Origin of the sequence: Streptomyces sp. NRRL S-118 (assembly GCF_000716335.1) — a bacterium.
GTDB lineage: Bacteria > Actinomycetota > Actinomycetes > Streptomycetales > Streptomycetaceae > Streptomyces.
Genome location: NZ_KL591002.1, coordinates 30254 through 44961, shown reverse-complemented (window position 1 = coordinate 44961; position 14708 = coordinate 30254). Strand labels below are relative to the sequence as shown.

The 14708-nt window shown below is 74.9% G+C and carries 16 protein-coding genes and 1 other RNA gene; 7 read left to right on the top strand and 10 right to left on the bottom strand.

All coding sequences use genetic code 11. The features are described from left to right. Nucleotides 1–190 precede the first annotated feature (190 nt). Nucleotides 191–487: a DUF6087 family protein gene (locus tag IH00_RS0103645; RefSeq protein ID WP_031069459.1), complete on the top strand. Its 297-nt coding sequence runs from the start codon at nt 191–193 to the stop codon at nt 485–487. 81 nt (nt 488–568) lie between these two features. Here the strand turns inward: IH00_RS0103645 and rnpB are convergent. Then, an RNA gene (gene rnpB, locus IH00_RS38805) (RNase P RNA component class A) lies at nt 569–969 on the bottom strand. Nucleotides 970–1182: 213 nt separating this feature from the next. Between rnpB and IH00_RS0103640 the strand changes: the two genes are divergently transcribed. Next, the gene (locus tag IH00_RS0103640) at nt 1183–1959 is read left to right on the top strand and encodes a MerR family transcriptional regulator (protein ID WP_031069457.1); all 777 of its coding nucleotides are present in this window, start codon (nt 1183–1185) and stop codon (nt 1957–1959) included. Then, nucleotides 1956–2807, top strand: a complete 852-nt coding sequence (locus tag IH00_RS0103635) for a hypothetical protein (protein ID WP_234334758.1) — start codon at nt 1956–1958, stop codon at nt 2805–2807. The genes IH00_RS0103640 and IH00_RS0103635 overlap by 4 nt, the downstream gene beginning before the upstream one ends. On the opposite strand, the gene IH00_RS0103630 is transcribed toward IH00_RS0103635, so the two are convergent. Beyond that, on the bottom strand, nt 2758–4200 hold the full coding sequence (locus IH00_RS0103630) for an RNB domain-containing ribonuclease (protein WP_031069454.1): 1443 nt from the start codon (nt 4198–4200) through the stop codon (nt 2758–2760). The genes IH00_RS0103635 and IH00_RS0103630 overlap by 50 nt on opposite strands. A 150-nt stretch (nt 4201–4350) precedes the next feature. Between IH00_RS0103630 and yaaA the strand changes: the two genes are divergently transcribed. Continuing rightward, nucleotides 4351–5133 (top strand): peroxide stress protein YaaA, encoded by a 783-nt coding sequence (gene yaaA, locus IH00_RS0103625; RefSeq protein WP_031069452.1) that lies wholly within the window; start codon nt 4351–4353, stop codon nt 5131–5133. Nucleotides 5134–5204: 71 nt separating this feature from the next. Here yaaA and IH00_RS42595 read toward each other — a convergent pair whose 3' ends face one another. Both IH00_RS42595 and IH00_RS0103615 read right to left on the bottom strand, forming a co-directional pair. Next, a complete protein-coding gene (locus tag IH00_RS42595; protein ID WP_158827660.1) occupies nt 5205–5351 on the bottom strand; it encodes a rhamnogalacturonan lyase family protein in 147 nt (48 codons plus the stop codon). Between the two features lie 91 nt (nt 5352–5442). After that, nucleotides 5443–5658 (bottom strand): helix-turn-helix domain-containing protein, encoded by a 216-nt coding sequence (locus IH00_RS0103615; protein WP_052411157.1) that lies wholly within the window; start codon nt 5656–5658, stop codon nt 5443–5445. Between the two features lie 638 nt (nt 5659–6296). On the opposite strand from IH00_RS0103615, the gene eda reads away from it, so the two are divergent. Further along, nucleotides 6297–6953 carry a bifunctional 4-hydroxy-2-oxoglutarate aldolase/2-dehydro-3-deoxy-phosphogluconate aldolase gene (eda, locus tag IH00_RS0103610; RefSeq protein ID WP_031069448.1) on the top strand — a complete coding sequence of 219 codons (657 nt, stop codon included), beginning with the start codon at nt 6297–6299 and terminating at the stop codon, nt 6951–6953. A gap of 83 nt (nt 6954–7036) precedes the next feature. On the opposite strand, the gene IH00_RS0103605 is transcribed toward eda, so the two are convergent. Genes IH00_RS0103605 through IH00_RS0103590 form a run of 4 tightly spaced genes read right to left on the bottom strand, consistent with a single transcriptional unit; the run spans nt 7037 to nt 10883 of the window. Further along, on the bottom strand, nt 7037–7906 hold the full coding sequence (locus IH00_RS0103605) for a GNAT family N-acetyltransferase (RefSeq protein ID WP_031069446.1): 870 nt from the start codon (nt 7904–7906) through the stop codon (nt 7037–7039). 21 nt (nt 7907–7927) lie between these two features. Further along, nucleotides 7928–9328, bottom strand: coding sequence for a bifunctional RNase H/acid phosphatase (locus IH00_RS0103600; protein WP_031069444.1), 1401 nt, complete (start codon nt 9326–9328; stop codon nt 7928–7930). Next, nucleotides 9328–10071, bottom strand: a complete 744-nt coding sequence (locus IH00_RS0103595; protein WP_199819694.1) for a zinc ribbon domain-containing protein — start codon at nt 10069–10071, stop codon at nt 9328–9330. Before IH00_RS0103595 ends, IH00_RS0103600 begins: the two co-directional genes overlap by 1 nt. Beyond that, nucleotides 10068–10883: a Nif3-like dinuclear metal center hexameric protein gene (locus tag IH00_RS0103590; protein ID WP_031069439.1), complete on the bottom strand. Its 816-nt coding sequence runs from the start codon at nt 10881–10883 to the stop codon at nt 10068–10070. The genes IH00_RS0103595 and IH00_RS0103590 overlap by 4 nt, the downstream gene beginning before the upstream one ends. A 277-nt stretch (nt 10884–11160) precedes the next feature. On the opposite strand from IH00_RS0103590, the gene IH00_RS0103585 reads away from it, so the two are divergent. Together IH00_RS0103585 and IH00_RS43235 are read left to right on the top strand one after the other, a co-directional pair. Then, nucleotides 11161–12291 (top strand): hypothetical protein, encoded by a 1131-nt coding sequence (locus tag IH00_RS0103585; RefSeq protein WP_031069437.1) that lies wholly within the window; start codon nt 11161–11163, stop codon nt 12289–12291. A 61-nt stretch (nt 12292–12352) separates the two neighbouring features. Continuing rightward, nucleotides 12353–12496: a hypothetical protein gene (locus IH00_RS43235; protein ID WP_199819701.1), complete on the top strand. Its 144-nt coding sequence runs from the start codon at nt 12353–12355 to the stop codon at nt 12494–12496. 198 nt (nt 12497–12694) lie between these two features. On the opposite strand, the gene IH00_RS0103575 is transcribed toward IH00_RS43235, so the two are convergent. Together IH00_RS0103575 and IH00_RS0103570 are read right to left on the bottom strand one after the other, a co-directional pair. After that, on the bottom strand, nt 12695–13612 hold the full coding sequence (locus IH00_RS0103575) for a 3-oxoacyl-ACP reductase (protein WP_031069436.1): 918 nt from the start codon (nt 13610–13612) through the stop codon (nt 12695–12697). Between the two features lie 8 nt (nt 13613–13620). After that, on the bottom strand, nt 13621–14700 hold the full coding sequence (locus IH00_RS0103570) for a Zn-dependent alcohol dehydrogenase (RefSeq protein ID WP_031069433.1): 1080 nt from the start codon (nt 14698–14700) through the stop codon (nt 13621–13623). Nucleotides 14701–14708 lie beyond the last annotated feature (8 nt).

The following is a 14708-nucleotide window of genomic DNA, read 5'->3' as shown; positions in this document are numbered from 1 at the left end:
CCGTCCGGACCGTCCGGACCGTCCGGACCGTCCGGACCGTCCGGACCGTCCGGCAGATCCAGACGAAGCGGCCCTCCGCTCGCGGGTGAGCCGCGTGGCGTGCCCTCCGCCGATCCGGCTGAACTCGCGCACCCGTCCCATCCAGCCGCTACCCTCCCAGGAAACCGCCTCCCCGCTCACAGGAAGCACGATGGACGACGAAACACTGTCGGAGTGGGCCGAGCGCCGTGACACGAGGATCGGGCGGCTCCGCGCCGTGCCCCTCGTCCCGGGTGGCGGTCCACGGGGATCACATCTGAACCCGGACGCGCCACGGGCGATCCAGCGGTGGAACGGCCACATGTGGGAGCCCCACGGCTTCGCGGTGAATCTCGCGGAGACGAAACGCATCCTGTTCCCCGACACCGAGGCCGCCCCGGCCTCGGGCCCGGCACCGCGCCTCGGCCCCGGTACCGGCAGGCACCGGAAGCCCCAGGCGCCGGAGTGACTCCGGCGGCCCCTGTCGCTCCCCAGGGAGGTACCGGATCAAAGGACACCCCCACGATCCGCAGGCCGGGAAGGGGAGGGGCAGACGAGTCGGGCTGTACGCCGGGTTCTGTACCCCGGGACCTCGCGGTCGTCGGGGTGACGGCCATCCATCTAGGACCGGCGTTGCCGCCGGCCTCGTGCGGTCTACCCGCGGACTCGGGCGGGCAGCCCTCGAACGTCCGCGCAGGGCCGCCTGACGGCGGCCCCTCTTGACCTTGCTCCAGGTGGGGTTTACCTAGCTGCCCAGGTCACCCTGGGCACTGGTGGTCTCTTACACCACCGTTTCACCCTTACCGAGGACCGAGGTCCCCGGCGGTCTGCTTTCTGTGGCACTGTCCCGCGGGTCACCCCGGGTGGCCGTTAGCCACCACCCTGCCCTGTGGAGCCCGGACGTTCCTCGGGAGGATCCTGCGATCCCCACGCGGCCGTCCGCCCGGCTCGTCTGCCGTGCGGACCATGGTACCCGCCGCATGGGACGCCCCTGCCCGGAAGCCTTCCGGGGGTTGCTCAGCTCCAGGAAGCCCCCGAGTACGACGTGCGCGTACGCCGTGACGCACAGGACACGGCGGCCGGTTCCCCGATCGTGGAGCCTGTCGGCACAGGCCTCAGGAATGCCGTTGACCTTGCCGCGACGTCAACGTTTCTACTGGCCTCATGCGGATCGGAGAGATCGCCGCGCTCGTCGGCGTCAGCACACGTGCCGTGCGGCACTACCACCACCTCGGGCTGCTGCCCGAGCCGCGGCGGCTGGGCAACGGCTACCGGGACTACTCGCTGCGTGACGCCGTACTGCTCGCGCGGATCAGGCGGCTGACCGAGCTGGGGCTCGGGCTGGACGAGGTGCGGGACGTGCTCGCCGACGACGCGGGACGCGAGTTCGCCGACGTACTGGAGGAGCTGGACGCCGATCTGGCGCGGCAGGAGGAGGAGATCCGGGGGCGGCGCGAGCGGCTCGGGGGGCTGCTCGCGCAGGCGCGGGAAGGGGGGTTGCCGGCCGAGGGGCCGGTGTCGCCCGGGCTCGCGGAGCTGTTCGGGGACATGGCCCGTGCCTCGGCCGCGCTGCCCATGCCCGAGCCCGCGATGGCCGCGCGCGACCGGGAGATGCTCACCCTGCTGGAGTCCGTGGTGCCCCCGGAGGAAGGGGCGCGGCTCACCGAGGCGATGCGGGCCATGACGCGCGCGCCCGGCGCGATGGAGCGGGCGTACGCGGTGTACGCGCAGCTCGACGCCCTCGCGGAGGCCGCGCCCGACGACGTACGGGTGGAGGAGGCCGCGCGGGCGCTCGCCGGGCTCCTGCCGGACGAGCTGGTGCCCGAGGCGGGGGACACGTGGGACGGCGCGTTCGCCGAGGCGTTCTTCGCGGACTTCCCGCCCGCGCAGGCCGCGGCCGTCCGGCGGGCGCTGCGGATCGCGGCGGAGCGTGCGCGGTGAGGCGCAGGGGACTGAGAGAGCGGCGGGGGTCGGTGCGGGTGCTGCGGGGTGCGGTGTGCGCGGTGCTGCCGGCCGAGCTGGTGCTGGTGGTGTGCCTGGTGGCCGAGGTACGGATACCGGGCGCGGTGCTCCTGACCGCGGAGGCGGCGGTCGTCGCCCTGGTGGCCGCGGAGGCCGCGGTGTTCCTCCGGCTGAGGCGGCGCGGGCCGGGTCCGCGGGAGGCCCTGCACGAACTGGTGCCGGAGCCCGTCGTGCGGCTCGTCGGGCACGAGCTGCGGCTGATGGCGAGCCTGGTGCGGTGGGTGGCCCGGCGGCCGGAGGGCGTCGGCGGCGCGGGAGTGCGGGCCTTCGGGCACGCGCGGGACCAGGCCGCGTACATGTACGGCTTCGCCTTCGTCTGCGTGGTGGAGACGGCCGGCATGTCCTGGCTGCTGGCCTCCTGGCCGCTCGTGCACGCCGTCTTCCTCGTCCTCGACGTGTACACCGTCCTGTTCGTGCTGGGGCTGCACGCGGCGTCCGTGACCCGGCCGCACGTGCTGGGCGCCGACGCGCTGCGGGTGCGGCAAGGAGCGCACGTCGACCTGGTGATACCGCTGGAGCGGATAGGTGCGGTACGGCACGAGCTGCTCTTCTCGCACCCCCGGCAGGAGGGTGTGCTGGATCTGGCGGTCGCCTCGCAGACCTCCGTGACCATCGAGCTGGCGGAGCCCGTCACCGCCGTACGGCTGCTGGGGAAGCGGTACCCGGTGCGGACGGTCCGCTGCCACGCCGACGACGCGCGGGCCTTGGTGGAGGCGGTCAGGCGGGCGCGAACAGAACCTTCTCCCGTCCCGGGTCCGCCCGGGTGAGCCGCACCCGCAGCCGCTCGCCGAGCGGAAGCTCCCGCGCGCCGCCCTCGACCCGTCCCACGACCGCCGGGTCCTCCAGGTGGACGGTGCCGACGGACGGGTCGCGGTCGTGAACGTCGATGACGTACGCGTCGAACACCTCGCCCACCCGGTCCGCGAGCAGGGCCGCCTCCACGATGTCGACGCACTCGCGCTCGACGGTGCCCGCGCGGCGCGAGCCCGCGGCCATTTCCTGCGGGAGGGCGGGCAGGGCGGCGAGGACCCACTCGGGCGGTTCCAGGCCCGCGGCGGCCGCCGCGCACAGCTCCCCGGCGTACCGGTCGACGAGCCGGCGCAGCGGGGCGGTGCAGTGGGTGTACTCGTCGGCGACGGCGGCGTGGACCGCGGGCACGGGGAGGTCGCCGTCGGTGAAGGCGGTGTAGCCGGCGCCGCGCAGCAGGGTGGTGCAGTCCTGGAGGAAGGCGGCGTGGCGGGTGTCGTGCGGGTCGAGGGAGCGGACGAGGGCGGCGTACGAGACGTGGTGCGGCCAGTCGACGCCGAGTGCCTTCGCGGAGCGGCGGAGCCGGGCGACGGCTCCGGAGGGAGCCGTGGGCAGGGTGCGCAGGATGCCGGTTCCCGCGGCGGTCATCAGGTCGGCGGCGGCCGCGCCGGTGAGGAGGGAGATGTGCGCGTTCCAGGCGTCGGCGGGGCGCGGGGCGCGGTACTCCAGGGCGTAGCCGCCGTCGCGCTCGACGATCTCCTGCTCGGGGACGGCGAGGGAGATGCCGCCGCGTTCGACCTCCAGGCGCTCGCGCAGCAGCCCGATGTCGCGGAGGAGGGCGATCGGCTCCTCGGCGGTGCCGGTGTCGATCCGCTCCTGCACCTCGGCGTAGTCGAGGCGGGCCCGGCTGCGCACGAGGGCGTGTCCGACGTCGGTGGCGACGCGGTGGCCGTACGGGTCGAGGTCGATGCGCCAGAGCAGTGCGGGGACGGTCCGGCCGGGCAGCAGGCTGGCGGCCCCCTCGGAGAGGACCGGGGGGTGCAGGGGGATGCGGCCGTCGGGGAAGTACAGGGTCATGACACGCCGGTGGGCCTCGGCATCGACCGCGCCGCCGGGGGTGACGAAGGCGGCGACGTCGGCGATGGCGTACTGGACGCGGAAACCCCCGCCGGCGCGGCGGGAGAGGTGCATCGCCTGGTCGAGGTCGGTGGAGTCCGGCGGGTCGACGGTGAAGAAGGGGATGTCGGTGGCGTCGCGCTCCGGCAGGCGCGGCGCCTTCGCCGCGGCCTCCGCCTCGGCCAGGACGGCAGGCGGGAAGACGTCTGGCACGCCGAGCTCGGCGCGCAGCGCGCGCAGGGCGGCCCGGAGGGGAGCCTCGGCTGCGCCGGCGATGCGGATCTGGCGGCGGGGCATGTGCCGAGCCTAGGGCGACGGGCGGGTCATGGCACCCCGGTGCCCCCCGGCGGGAGTCGGCCGCCGCGCGGCCGCGGGCCGTGCGCACGCACTTTGTACGCTGGCGCGGGGGCCGCACCCCCGTTCCGTACGTGATGAAGGAGAACCACCGTGCTCGTGCTGTTGCCGCCCTCCGAGGGAAAGGCCGCATCGGGGAGCGGCGCGCCGCTGGAGCCGGGCGCGCTGTCGCTGCCGGGGCTCGCCGCGGCGCGGGCCGCCGTACTGGACGAGCTGGTGGAGCTGTGCGCCGGCGACGAGGGCAAGGCCCGCGAGGTGCTGGGGCTCAGCGAGGGCCTGCGCGGTGAGATCGCCAAGAACGCGGAGCTGCGGACCGCCGGCGCACGGCCGGCCGGTGAGATCTACACCGGCGTGCTGTACGACGCGCTCGGGCTGTCCACGCTGGACGCGGCGGCCCGGGAGCGGGCCCGCGCGTGGCTGCTGGTGTTCTCGGGGTTGTGGGGTGCGGTGCGGGTGGACGACCGGATCCCGTCGTACCGCTGCTCGATGGGCGTGAAGCTGCCCGGGCTGGGGGCACTGGGCGCGTACTGGCGCACGCCGATGGCGGGCGTGCTGCCCGAGGCCGCCGGCGACGGACTGGTGCTGGACCTGCGCTCGGCGGCGTACGCGGCGGCGTGGAAGCCGAAGGGCGAGGTCGCTGACCGGACGGCGACGGTGCGGGTGCTGCACGCGCCGACGCGCAAGGTGGTCAGCCACTTCAACAAGGCGACGAAGGGCCGCATCGTGCGGAGCCTGCTGGAGGCGGGCGCCGCTCCCGCGTCACCGGCCGAGCTGGTGGCGGCGCTGCGGGACCTCGGGTACGTGGTCGAGGGCGGGGCCCCGGGGAAGGCGGGCAGGGCGTGGCAGCTGGACGTGCTGGTGGACGAGATCCACTGAGACCGTGTCCGTACCGGGCCGGGTAGCCGCGGCGCCGGATGCGGGTGAGCCCCCGCCTCATGAGCGGGGGCTCACCCGTCCCCGGTCTGCTTCGTCCCGAGGCGGTAACTGTCCTGCGGCGGCTGGTGGTAGCCGGTGTTCTGCCAGGCCACGCCCGTGCGGTACACCGGGTCGTGCGGCCTGCGCGCCCCTTCGCCCGGTGTCCCGACGTGCCGCACCCCATCGCACTTGCCCTGCCGGTTCCTGGTACGCCTTCGGCATCCCGCCGGTGCGCGGCACGCCGCGCTGCCGGGCCGTCCGGCGCGGTGCTCAGGCCGCGGCCTTCCCGCGCGTGGCCCCGCCGCGGCCGCGGAAGGCGACGCCGGCCTCGCCCAGGAGGCGGTGCACGGCTCCGTAGGAACGACCGGTCTCCTCGGCCAGCGCGCGGATGGAGGCACCCGCGTCGTACTTCTCCTTCAGACCGGCGGCGAGTTCGTCACGGTCGCGGCCGGGCGGCAGCCGGCGGGCCGGGGTCTTCCTCGTCATGGTGTGTCTCCCCTTTCGGAAGGATCATCGGGCAACGCTGCGAGGTCGCCTTCCCCCGGCTCGCGGTCGGCACACGGAGAACGGACGACGGCACTCCGGTGTGCCGGACCCCCGGTCCCGTGTCGCCCCCGAAGAGCCTGTCCGGGTGTGCGTCCGGCATCCGCCGTGCCTCCTCGCCCGTGTGGACCCCCAGCAGGGGTGTACGACGCGAGACCGTCCACCCGGCTGGACCGGCGGCATCGTCGTGTCGTGCGGGTCACCGTCCCGGCACGCCGCGAGCTCGCCGCTCTCCCGCGTCTTCCGCGTCTTCCGCGTCTCCCGCGTCTTCCGCGGGAAGTCGGTCAGGGGCTCCACCGACCGGGGGATGCCTCCCGGGCCTCCTCCCGCAGCCGTTCGTCATGGATGGCGCGCGCGAAGTGCACCCCACCAGCGTGTCGGTCCTGCTCGCCTCGTGAGCGGCAGCATCCCCACCGGGCGTTCACGCAGCACCACGCGCGGCGGCGGGCGCGTGTTTCAGAAGATCGCCGTCCCGCGCGCGATCTCCGCGTCGGGTGTCGCGGACTCAAGGCACCCCCAGAGGCGTTGCGCCATGTGCAACGTCAATTGCAGGGGATGGAGGCAGCCGCCACGATGGCCGCATGACTTCCGCCGCGCCGTCCGTGCTGGGCCTCGCCCCCGTCCTGCCCGTCGTCGTGATCGACGACGCCGTCGACGCCGTACCGCTGGCGCGTGCTCTGGTCGCGGGCGGGCTGCCCGCGATCGAGGTGACGCTGCGCACGGCGGCCGCGCCGGCCGCCATCCGTGCCATCGCGGACGGCGTGCCGGGCGCGGTGGTCGGCGCGGGCACCGTGGTCTCGGCGGGTGCCGTGGCGGAGGCGGTCGCGGCGGGGGCGCGGTTCCTGGTGAGCCCGGGGTGGACGGACGGGCTGCTGGAGGCGATGGCGGCGTCGGGCGTGCCGTTCCTGCCGGGCGTGTCGACGGCGTCGGAGGTCGTCGCGCTGCTGGAGCGCGGCGTGAGCACGATGAAGTTCTTCCCGGCGGAGGCGGCGGGCGGCACCGCGTACCTCGAGTCGCTGGCCGGGCCGCTTCCCCGGGCGCGCTTCTGCCCGACGGGCGGCATCTCCCCCGCCTCCGCCCCCGCGTACCTGGCGCTGCCGAACGTCGCCTGCGTCGGCGGTACGTGGATGCTGCCGCCGGACGCGCTCGCGGCGCGGGACTGGGCACGGGTGGAGTCCCTGGCCCGCGAGGCGGCGGCGCTGCGTCCGCCCGGCCGCGTGGCGGACGCCGTGCCATGACCCACCGTCCTCAGGGCCGTGAGCGCAGGTCGTCCCGTCGGGCGAGGTGCAGGTCGTACGGCTGCGAGCGGGAAACGCCGCTTCTACGAGCCGAGGGCCAGCTCGACGTGGTCGGCCAGCGGGCGGTAACCGAGGCGCGGATAGAGGGCGTTGCTCACCGGGTTGGCCAGGTCGGTGAAGAGCAGCACCTGCCGGGCGCCGGCGTCCTGGGCGGCGCGGCTGGCGGCGGCGGTGACGGCTCCGGCGTAGCCGCGGCCGCGCAGGCCCGGCGGCGTGTAGACGGCCGAGACGCGGGACTGGTGGGCCACCAGGGGTGAATGGGCCGCCATGGACACGGGCGTCCCCTCCGCCTCCCACAGGTGGAGGCCGCCGTGCGCGATGCGGCGCGCGGCGTCGCTCGTCCGGTCGGCGTGCGGGTCCTCGCCGATGGCGGCGGCGAAGTCCCGCAGCCAGGCGGCCGCGAGCGGCAGGTCGTCGGGGGTCGCGCGCCGGGCCGAGCCGGGCGGCGCGGGGTGCGGCGGCGTGAGCTCGCCGAGCCGGAACAGCCGCGTCCGCCGCGCGACGGTCCACCCGGCCGGGTTGCCGGAGCCGTCCGTGCTCCAGGCGTCGGCGAACACCCGGACCGCCCCCTCCGTGCCGCTCACGCCCCGTACGGGAGCGTCGCCGCGGTCCCGCAGCACCCGGCCGAGTTCGCGGGCGGCGACGCGCGGCATCGGCCCCAGCTGGGGCGGCCGGGGCGGTGTCTGCACGAACGCCCCCTCAACGGGGGCGCCCGTGTCCGGGCGCCACCACCCGAAGCGGGCGTCCGCCCCGTCGCCGTACGGCCGGGGCCCGTGCCGGCGCACCAGCTCGCTGACGGTGAGCAGCACGGTGCAGCGTGCCGGATCGCTCTCCAGGTACGCGCGGGTGGCGCCGCGGAACTCCTCGGCGTCGCCGGTGAGGTGCCAGGTCATGGACGGACGGCCCCCTGCCGGTCAGCGCAGGTGCGAGGTGTCGTTCAGCAGCCGGACCGAGGCGTTGCCGTCCTTGTAGTAGGCCACCACCGACAGGGACGCCGCGGAGAGTTCCATGCGGAACAGCGACTCGGGCGGGGCACCGAGGGCCAGGCGGACCAGCGTCTTGATCGGGGTGACGTGCGTGACGACCAGGACCGTACGGCCGGCGTAACGGGCCGTCAGCTGGTCGCGGGTGGCGGCGACCCGGCGGGCGACCGCCGCGAAGGACTCGCCGCCCGGGGGCGCGGCCTTGGCGGAGGCAAGCCAGGCGTTCAGCTCGTCGGGGTACCGCTCGCGGACCTCCGCGAAGGTCAGTCCCTCCCAGGCGCCGAAGTCGGTCTCGCGCAGGCCGTCCTCGATGCGGACGTCCAGGCCGAGCCGCTGGGCGACGGCCGCGGCCGTCTGGCGGCAGCGCTGGAGCGGGGAGGAGACGATCTCCTGGACGGTGCCGCGGGCCGCGAGCATGGCGGCGACGGCGTCGGCCTGGCGCAGGCCCGCCGCGGTCAGTTCGGGGTCGCTGCCCCCGCTGCCCGAGAAGCGCTTCTCGGGGGTGAGCACGGTCTCCCCGTGCCGCAGCAGCACGAAGGTGGCGGGCGCGCCGAGGTCCGCCGGGCCCCAGCCGACGGACGGCGCGGCGGCCTCCGTCTCGGTCTCGAGGGAGGTGGTGCGCTCACTCCCGGTCGCCGCGGGAGCCGGCGCCGGAACCGCGGCAGGTGCCGGAGCGGTGGCCGGAGCCGGGAGGGTCGCGGTCCCGCCCCCTGCGGGGAGTGTCCCGCCCGCTCCGGACGGGGCCGGTGCGGCGGCGGGAGCGGCCGCGGAGGCCGAAGTCCCGGAGACCGCCGCCGCGCCCGCGAGGGCCGCGCGGGCCTTGGCCGCGCCGGCCGCGGCGTCACCGACCACACGCGCGGCGCCCGCGTCCAGCGCGGCCACCGAGCTGGACGGCTGCCACTGCTTGCCGCGCTTGCCCGCGTCCATCGCCTCGTTGGCGAGCCGGTCCGCGTGCTTGTTCTTCTCGCGCGGGATCCACTCGTAGGCGACCTGCGACGCGGGGAAGACCCGGGCCGCCTCGGCCGCCAGCGGCTTCATGTCCGGGTGCTTGATCTTCCAGCGGCCGGACATCTGTTCCACGACCAGCTTGGAGTCCATGCGGACACGGATCCGCGCCCCGGGCGCCAGTTCCCGTGCGGCCTTGAGACCGGCGATCAGGCCCCGGTACTCGGCGACGTTGTTCGTGGCGACGCCGATGTACTCGGCGGCCTCGGCCAGGGGCTCCCCGGAGACGGGGTCCAGGACCACCGCGCCGTATCCGGCGGGGCCCGGGTTGCCCCGGGAGCCGCCGTCCGCCTCGACGATCAGCTCGCGCAGCTCGGCGGCGGGCATCAGAGGCCGGACTCCGACGTGCGGACCAGGATGCGGCGGCAGTTCTCGCAGCGCACGACCGTCTCCGGCGCGGCCGCCCGCACGTCGTTGATCTCGGTGATGTTGAGTTCGATGTGGCAGCCCTCGCAGCGGCGCTGGTACAGGCGGGCCGCGCCGACACCGCCCTGCTGCCCGCGGATCTTCTCGTACAGCTTCATCAGGTCGGCCGGGATGGACTCCGCGACGACCTCGCGCTCCTTGGTGACGGAGGCGGCCTCGCTGTCCAGCTCCTGCTGCGCCGCGTCCCGACGCGCCGTCGCGTCGTCGACCTTCGCCTGGACGGAGGCGACGCGCTCGGTCAGCTCGGCGACCCGCTCCTGGGCGGACTCGCGGCGCTCCATGACCTCCAGGACGACGTCCTCGAGGTCGCCCTGGCGCTTGGCGAGGGAGACGATCTCCTTCTGGAGGTTCTCCAGGTCCTTGGGGGAGGAGACGGCCCCGGAGTCCAGCCGCTGCTGGTCGCGGACGGCGCGCTGGCGCACCTGGTCGACGTCCTGCTCGGCCTTGGTCTGCTCGCGGGCGCAGTCGCTCTCCTCCGTCTGCGCGGCGACGAGCAGGTCGCGCAGCTGCGTGAGGTCCTTGGTCAGCGATTCGATCTCGGCGTGCTCGGGCAGCGACGTGCGCTTGTGGGCGAGCTGCGACAGGCGGGTGTCGAAGGCCTGGACGTCGAGGAGTCGGATCTGGTCGGCGGGCGCGGCGTTCAGTTGGGGGCTCCAGAGGAAGAGTGGTGGGTCCACGGGTCGGTGACCGCCTTCGAGACGTGGACCCGCAGGTCCCAGCCGTGGCGGTCGGAAATCTCGTCGAGCTGGGCCGCGGCCAGCTCGCACCAGGGCCATTCGGTGGCCCAGTGCGCGGCGTCGATCAGCCCGAGCGGAGTGCGCTGGGTGGCCTCGGAGGCCGGGTGGTGGCGCAGGTCGGCGGTGAGGAACGCGTCCACACCGGCGGCCCGTACGGCGTCGAAGAGGCTGTCGCCGGAGCCGCCGCTGACCGCGACGGTACGGACGAGCGCGTCGAGGTCGCCCGCGACGCGGATGCCCTGCGCGGTGGCGGGCAGCCGCGCGGCGGCACGGGCCGCGAAGTCCTTGAGGGTCATGGGCGGGTCGACCTCGCAGATCCGGCCGAGGCCGTTCTCCGGCACGAGGGGGCCGGTGACGCGCAGGTCGAGGGCGCCGGCGAGGGCGTCGGAGACACCGGGGTCGGCCGTGTCGGCGTTGGTGTGCGCGACGTGCAGCGCGATGTCGTGCTTGATGAGCGTGTGGACGACGCGGCCCTTGAAGTGGCCGGCCGCGACCGTCGTCGTCCCGCGCAGGTAGAGCGGGTGGTGCGTGACGATCAGTTCCGCGCCGAGTGCGATCGCCTCGTCGGCGATCTCCTGGACGGGGTCGACGGCGAACAGGACTCGGGTGACGTCGGCGTCGGGGTCGCCGCAGACGGTGCCGACGGCGTCCCACTGCTCGGCCCGCTCGGGCGGCCAGAGGGCGTCGAGCTCGGCGATGACTTCAGACAGGCGGGGCACGTAGGAAAGGCTACCTGTCCTGCGCGCCCGGCCGCCCTGGCCTGTGGACAACCCTCCCGCCCGGCGCCCGTCGACGCACCTCCGCCCTCCCCCGCCGGCCCGCGAGCGGACCGCCGGCGACCGCACTCGCCCCTCCCTCGCACCCCACCCGCAGCACAAACGGTTCCTCTGTACGCGGCGAACCGGGACACGGCCACCCTTATAGGTGAAGCACGGCGACTCGCCCATTCGGTACGGCGTGCGATAACTACGTTCAGTCGCCGGAGGTGACGAGTCGATGACAGTCTGTGCCATCGAGACCGCCGGACGGACGGGTTTCACGATCGCGGCGGACGGTACCTACGCGGCGCGGCTGGCGGGTGACGGCGACGCGCTGTACCCCGAGCGGTGGACCCTGGACGGCCCCGAGCCGTACGCCGTGCCGCTGCCGCTCGGCCAGCCGGAGGACCCCCACGCACAAGTGCTGCCGCTGGCGGACGGACGGGTGCTGATCGCCCGGCGGGCGGGCGGGGGGTACACCTTCTCGCTGCTGTACCCGACCGGCCCCGGCACCGGCCAACTCCCCCTGGGCGCCGTGGAGTCGCCGGCGCTGCGGCTGCTCCCGCCGTCGCCGGACGGTACGTGCGCGTACGCGCTGACGGCCGGCGAGCACTCGACCGGTGTGTGGCGGGTGGCGGGCGGGGCGTACGGGCCCGAGCACGTCGCCGAGATCGAGGGGCGCTGCACGGGCGGCGTGTGGCTGGACCGTACCGGGCGGCTGCTGGCGCTGGACCGGCAGCTCGACGGCAGGCCGGTGAAGACGGTCGCCGTGGACCTGGAGCGGGGCGGGGAGGTGACGGAACTGCTGCAGATCACCGAGGACAGCGAGGACCGGCTGTTACTCGCGGACGCGGACAGCGGGCTGCTGCTCATCCGCTCCGACGCACCCTCACCGGGCCACGCCCGGCTCGGCTGGGGCGTGATGGGCAGCACGCTGCCGGTGCGCTTCCCCGAGTGCCTGCGGCTGGCCGACGCGGCCGTGACGCCGTTCGCCGTCCAGCCGGGGCAGATGCTCATCCCGGAGGGCTGCGCGGTGGCACTGCGGATCGACGCGGCGGCGGGCAGCTGGCTGGGGGTGTGGCGGCCCTCGGAGCGCCGGATGCGGCAACTGCGGGCCCCCGCCGGGTGGCTGAGGGGCGCCGGCCTGTGGACGCCCGAGGGCGAGCTGCGCCTGCCGTACGTGACGGGGGCGGTGCGGTGCGGACTGGCACGGTTCGTTCCGGATGCGGTCACACAACCGTCACAACCGGAGGACGCACGCGGGGAACCGTCCGCGCGCGAGGTGACTCCTGGTGTGTGCAAACCGGTTCCGCTGCAGCAGGCTCCCTTGCAGCAGGCTGCGCTGACCGGCCGCACAGCCCGTGGTTAGACTCTCGGGCCGCACATCATCAGCGATCACTACGGGGTGAACTTCCCACATGTCTGAGGCCATGACCGACACGACCCAGGCGCGACCGCAGGGGGACGCCGGCGGCTCCGGAAAGCACCGAGGGGGCGCGGCGGCGACGGAGGACTCGACGTCGCAGCCGCACGGCCGCCACCGCAAGGTCCCGAACCACGGGACGGCGGCCTGACGGCCCGTCGCGACGACATGGAGGGCCGTCCCGGGGAGACCCCCCGGGGCGGCCCTCCCGCATGTGCGACCGCTCGGCACGGGTCACCCCCGACACCCCCGGGAATCCCTGGCCCTCCTGCGCACCCCTGGCAGGCCCCTGCACACCCCTGACACCCCAGCCCGCCCCCTGACATCCACCGGCACCCCTGCCGCCCGCTCAGCCCTTCCTGAGGCCGAGCACCTCGGCCGCGGCGAAGGTCTCCCCCGCCGGGCGGTCCGCGTAGTGCGGGGTGAGCAGGGCATCGAGCTCCTCGTACGAGAAGACGTCCTCGGCGGTGTCGAACTTCGCGGCCACGCGGGGCCGATCGACGACGGCGACCATGCCGCCGTGGACGACCAGCAGCTGACCGTTGACGCGCGCGGCGGCGGGCGAGGCGAGGTAACCGACGAGCGGGGCGACGTGCTCGGGGGAGAGCGGGTCCACGCCGGTGCCGTCGGGCTCGGCGATGCCGGCGAAGACGTCCCGGGTCATCCGGGTTCGGGCGCGCGGGCAGATGGCGTTGCAGGTCACGCCGTACTTGGCGAGGGCCAGGGCAGTCGAGGTGGTCAGGCCGACGATGCCGCCCTTGGCCGCGGCGTAGTTGGGCTGGCCCGCCGAGCCGGCCAGGAACGCCTCCGACGAGGTGTTGACGATCCGTCCGTGGACGGGCTCCCCGGTCGCCTTCGCGCGCTCGCGCCAGTGGGCGGACGCGAAGCGCGTGGTGTTGTAGTGGCCCTTGAGGTGGACCCGGATCACCGCGTCCCACTCGTCCTCGCTCATCGAGAAGATCATCCGGTCGCGCAGGATGCCCGCGTTGTTGACCAGTACGTCAAGCTTTCCGTACGTGCGGACGGCCAGGTCGACCAGGTCGCCCGCCGTGGTGTGGTCGGCGACGTCGCCGAGGTGCGCGACCGCCCGGCCGCCCGCGGCGCCGATCGCGGCGACGACCTCCCCGGCCGCGTCCGCCGATCCCCGGCCGTGGTCGTTGACGACGACCGCGGCGCCCAGCCGGGCCAGTTCGAGGGCCTCGGCGCGGCCGAGACCGCGTCCGGCGCCGGTGACGACGGCGCAGAGGTCCCGCAGTGGCGTGGTCATGGCCCGCCTCACCGGATCTCGACACAGGTGCGCAGGGCCTCGCCCGTCCGCATCTGCTCCAGCGCGTCGTTGATCTCGGCGAGCCGCACCCGGTGGGTGATCATGCCCGCGAGGTCGATGCGGCCCGCGCGCCACAGCGCGATGGCCCGCTCGTACGACCGGAGCACGTCGCCGCCCCCGTACAGGGACGGCAGGATCCGCTTCTCGTCGAAGAACAGCTCGAACATGTTGAGCCGGAGCTGGTCGTCCATGGCGCCCGCGCCGACGACGCACAGGGTGCCGCCGCGCCGGGTGGTGTCGTACGCGGTGCGGGCGGTGGCGGACCTGCCGACGACCTCGAAGACGTAGTCGAAGCCCTCCCCGGCCGTGATCCGCTGCTTGGCGTCGGCGAGGGCGTCGGGCGCGACCGCTTCCGTGGCGCCGAACCGCAGCGCGGCCTCGCGCCGCGACGGCACCGGGTCGACGGCCACGATCTGCGCCGCGCCCTGTAACCGGGCGCCCTGGACGGCCGAGATGCCGACGCCGCCGCACCCGATGACGGCGACCGAGGAGCCGGCCTCCACGCGGGCGGTGTTGATGGCGGCGCCGAGCCCGGTGGTCACGCCGCACCCGATGAGCGCGGCGATGTCGAAGGGCACGTCGTCGGGTACGGGCACGGCGCAGCCGGCGTCGACGACGACCTCCTCGGTGAAGGTGCCGGTGCCGGCGAAGCCGAAGACGTCCCCGCCGGGGCGCCGGAAGTTGGGCGTACCGGCGTTGAGGAAGCCGGCCAGGCACAGCTGGGTCTGGCCGCGCCGGCAGGAGGCGCAGGCGCCGCAGGCGGGCAGCCAGCACATGACCACGCGGTCGCCGGGCTTCAGCGCGGTCACGCCGTCGCCCACGTCGAGGACCTCCCCCGCGCCCTCGTGGCCGGGCACGAACGGCGCGGGCTGCGGCAGCACGCCGCTCATGGCCGAGACGTCCGAGTGGCACAGGCCGGTCGCCCGCACCCGGATCCTCACCTTGCCGGGGCCGAAGCCCACCGCCTCGACGTCGTCGAGGACTTCGAGTTTCTCCTGGCCGGTCTCGTGCAGTACGGCTGCGCGCATGGCGACGC

Coding starts and splice junctions, on each gene's coding strand:
- IH00_RS0103640 (WP_031069457.1), top strand. CDS start 1,183: ATGCGGATCGGAGAGATCGCCGCGCTCGTCGGCGTCAGCACACGTGCC.
- IH00_RS0103645 (WP_031069459.1), top strand. CDS start 191: ATGGACGACGAAACACTGTCGGAGTGGGCCGAGCGCCGTGACACGAGG.
- IH00_RS0103630 (WP_031069454.1), bottom strand. CDS start 4,200: ATGCCCCGCCGCCAGATCCGCATCGCCGGCGCAGCCGAGGCTCCCCTC.
- IH00_RS43235 (WP_199819701.1), top strand. CDS start 12,353: ATGACCGACACGACCCAGGCGCGACCGCAGGGGGACGCCGGCGGCTCC.
- IH00_RS0103575 (WP_031069436.1), bottom strand. CDS start 13,612: ATGACCACGCCACTGCGGGACCTCTGCGCCGTCGTCACCGGCGCCGGA.
- IH00_RS0103570 (WP_031069433.1), bottom strand. CDS start 14,700: ATGCGCGCAGCCGTACTGCACGAGACCGGCCAGGAGAAACTCGAAGTC.
- IH00_RS0103615 (WP_052411157.1), bottom strand. CDS start 5,658: ATGACGAGGAAGACCCCGGCCCGCCGGCTGCCGCCCGGCCGCGACCGT.
- IH00_RS0103585 (WP_031069437.1), top strand. CDS start 11,161: ATGACAGTCTGTGCCATCGAGACCGCCGGACGGACGGGTTTCACGATC.
- IH00_RS0103605 (WP_031069446.1), bottom strand. CDS start 7,906: ATGACCTGGCACCTCACCGGCGACGCCGAGGAGTTCCGCGGCGCCACC.
- eda (WP_031069448.1), top strand. CDS start 6,297: ATGACTTCCGCCGCGCCGTCCGTGCTGGGCCTCGCCCCCGTCCTGCCC.
- IH00_RS0103600 (WP_031069444.1), bottom strand. CDS start 9,328: ATGCCCGCCGCCGAGCTGCGCGAGCTGATCGTCGAGGCGGACGGCGGC.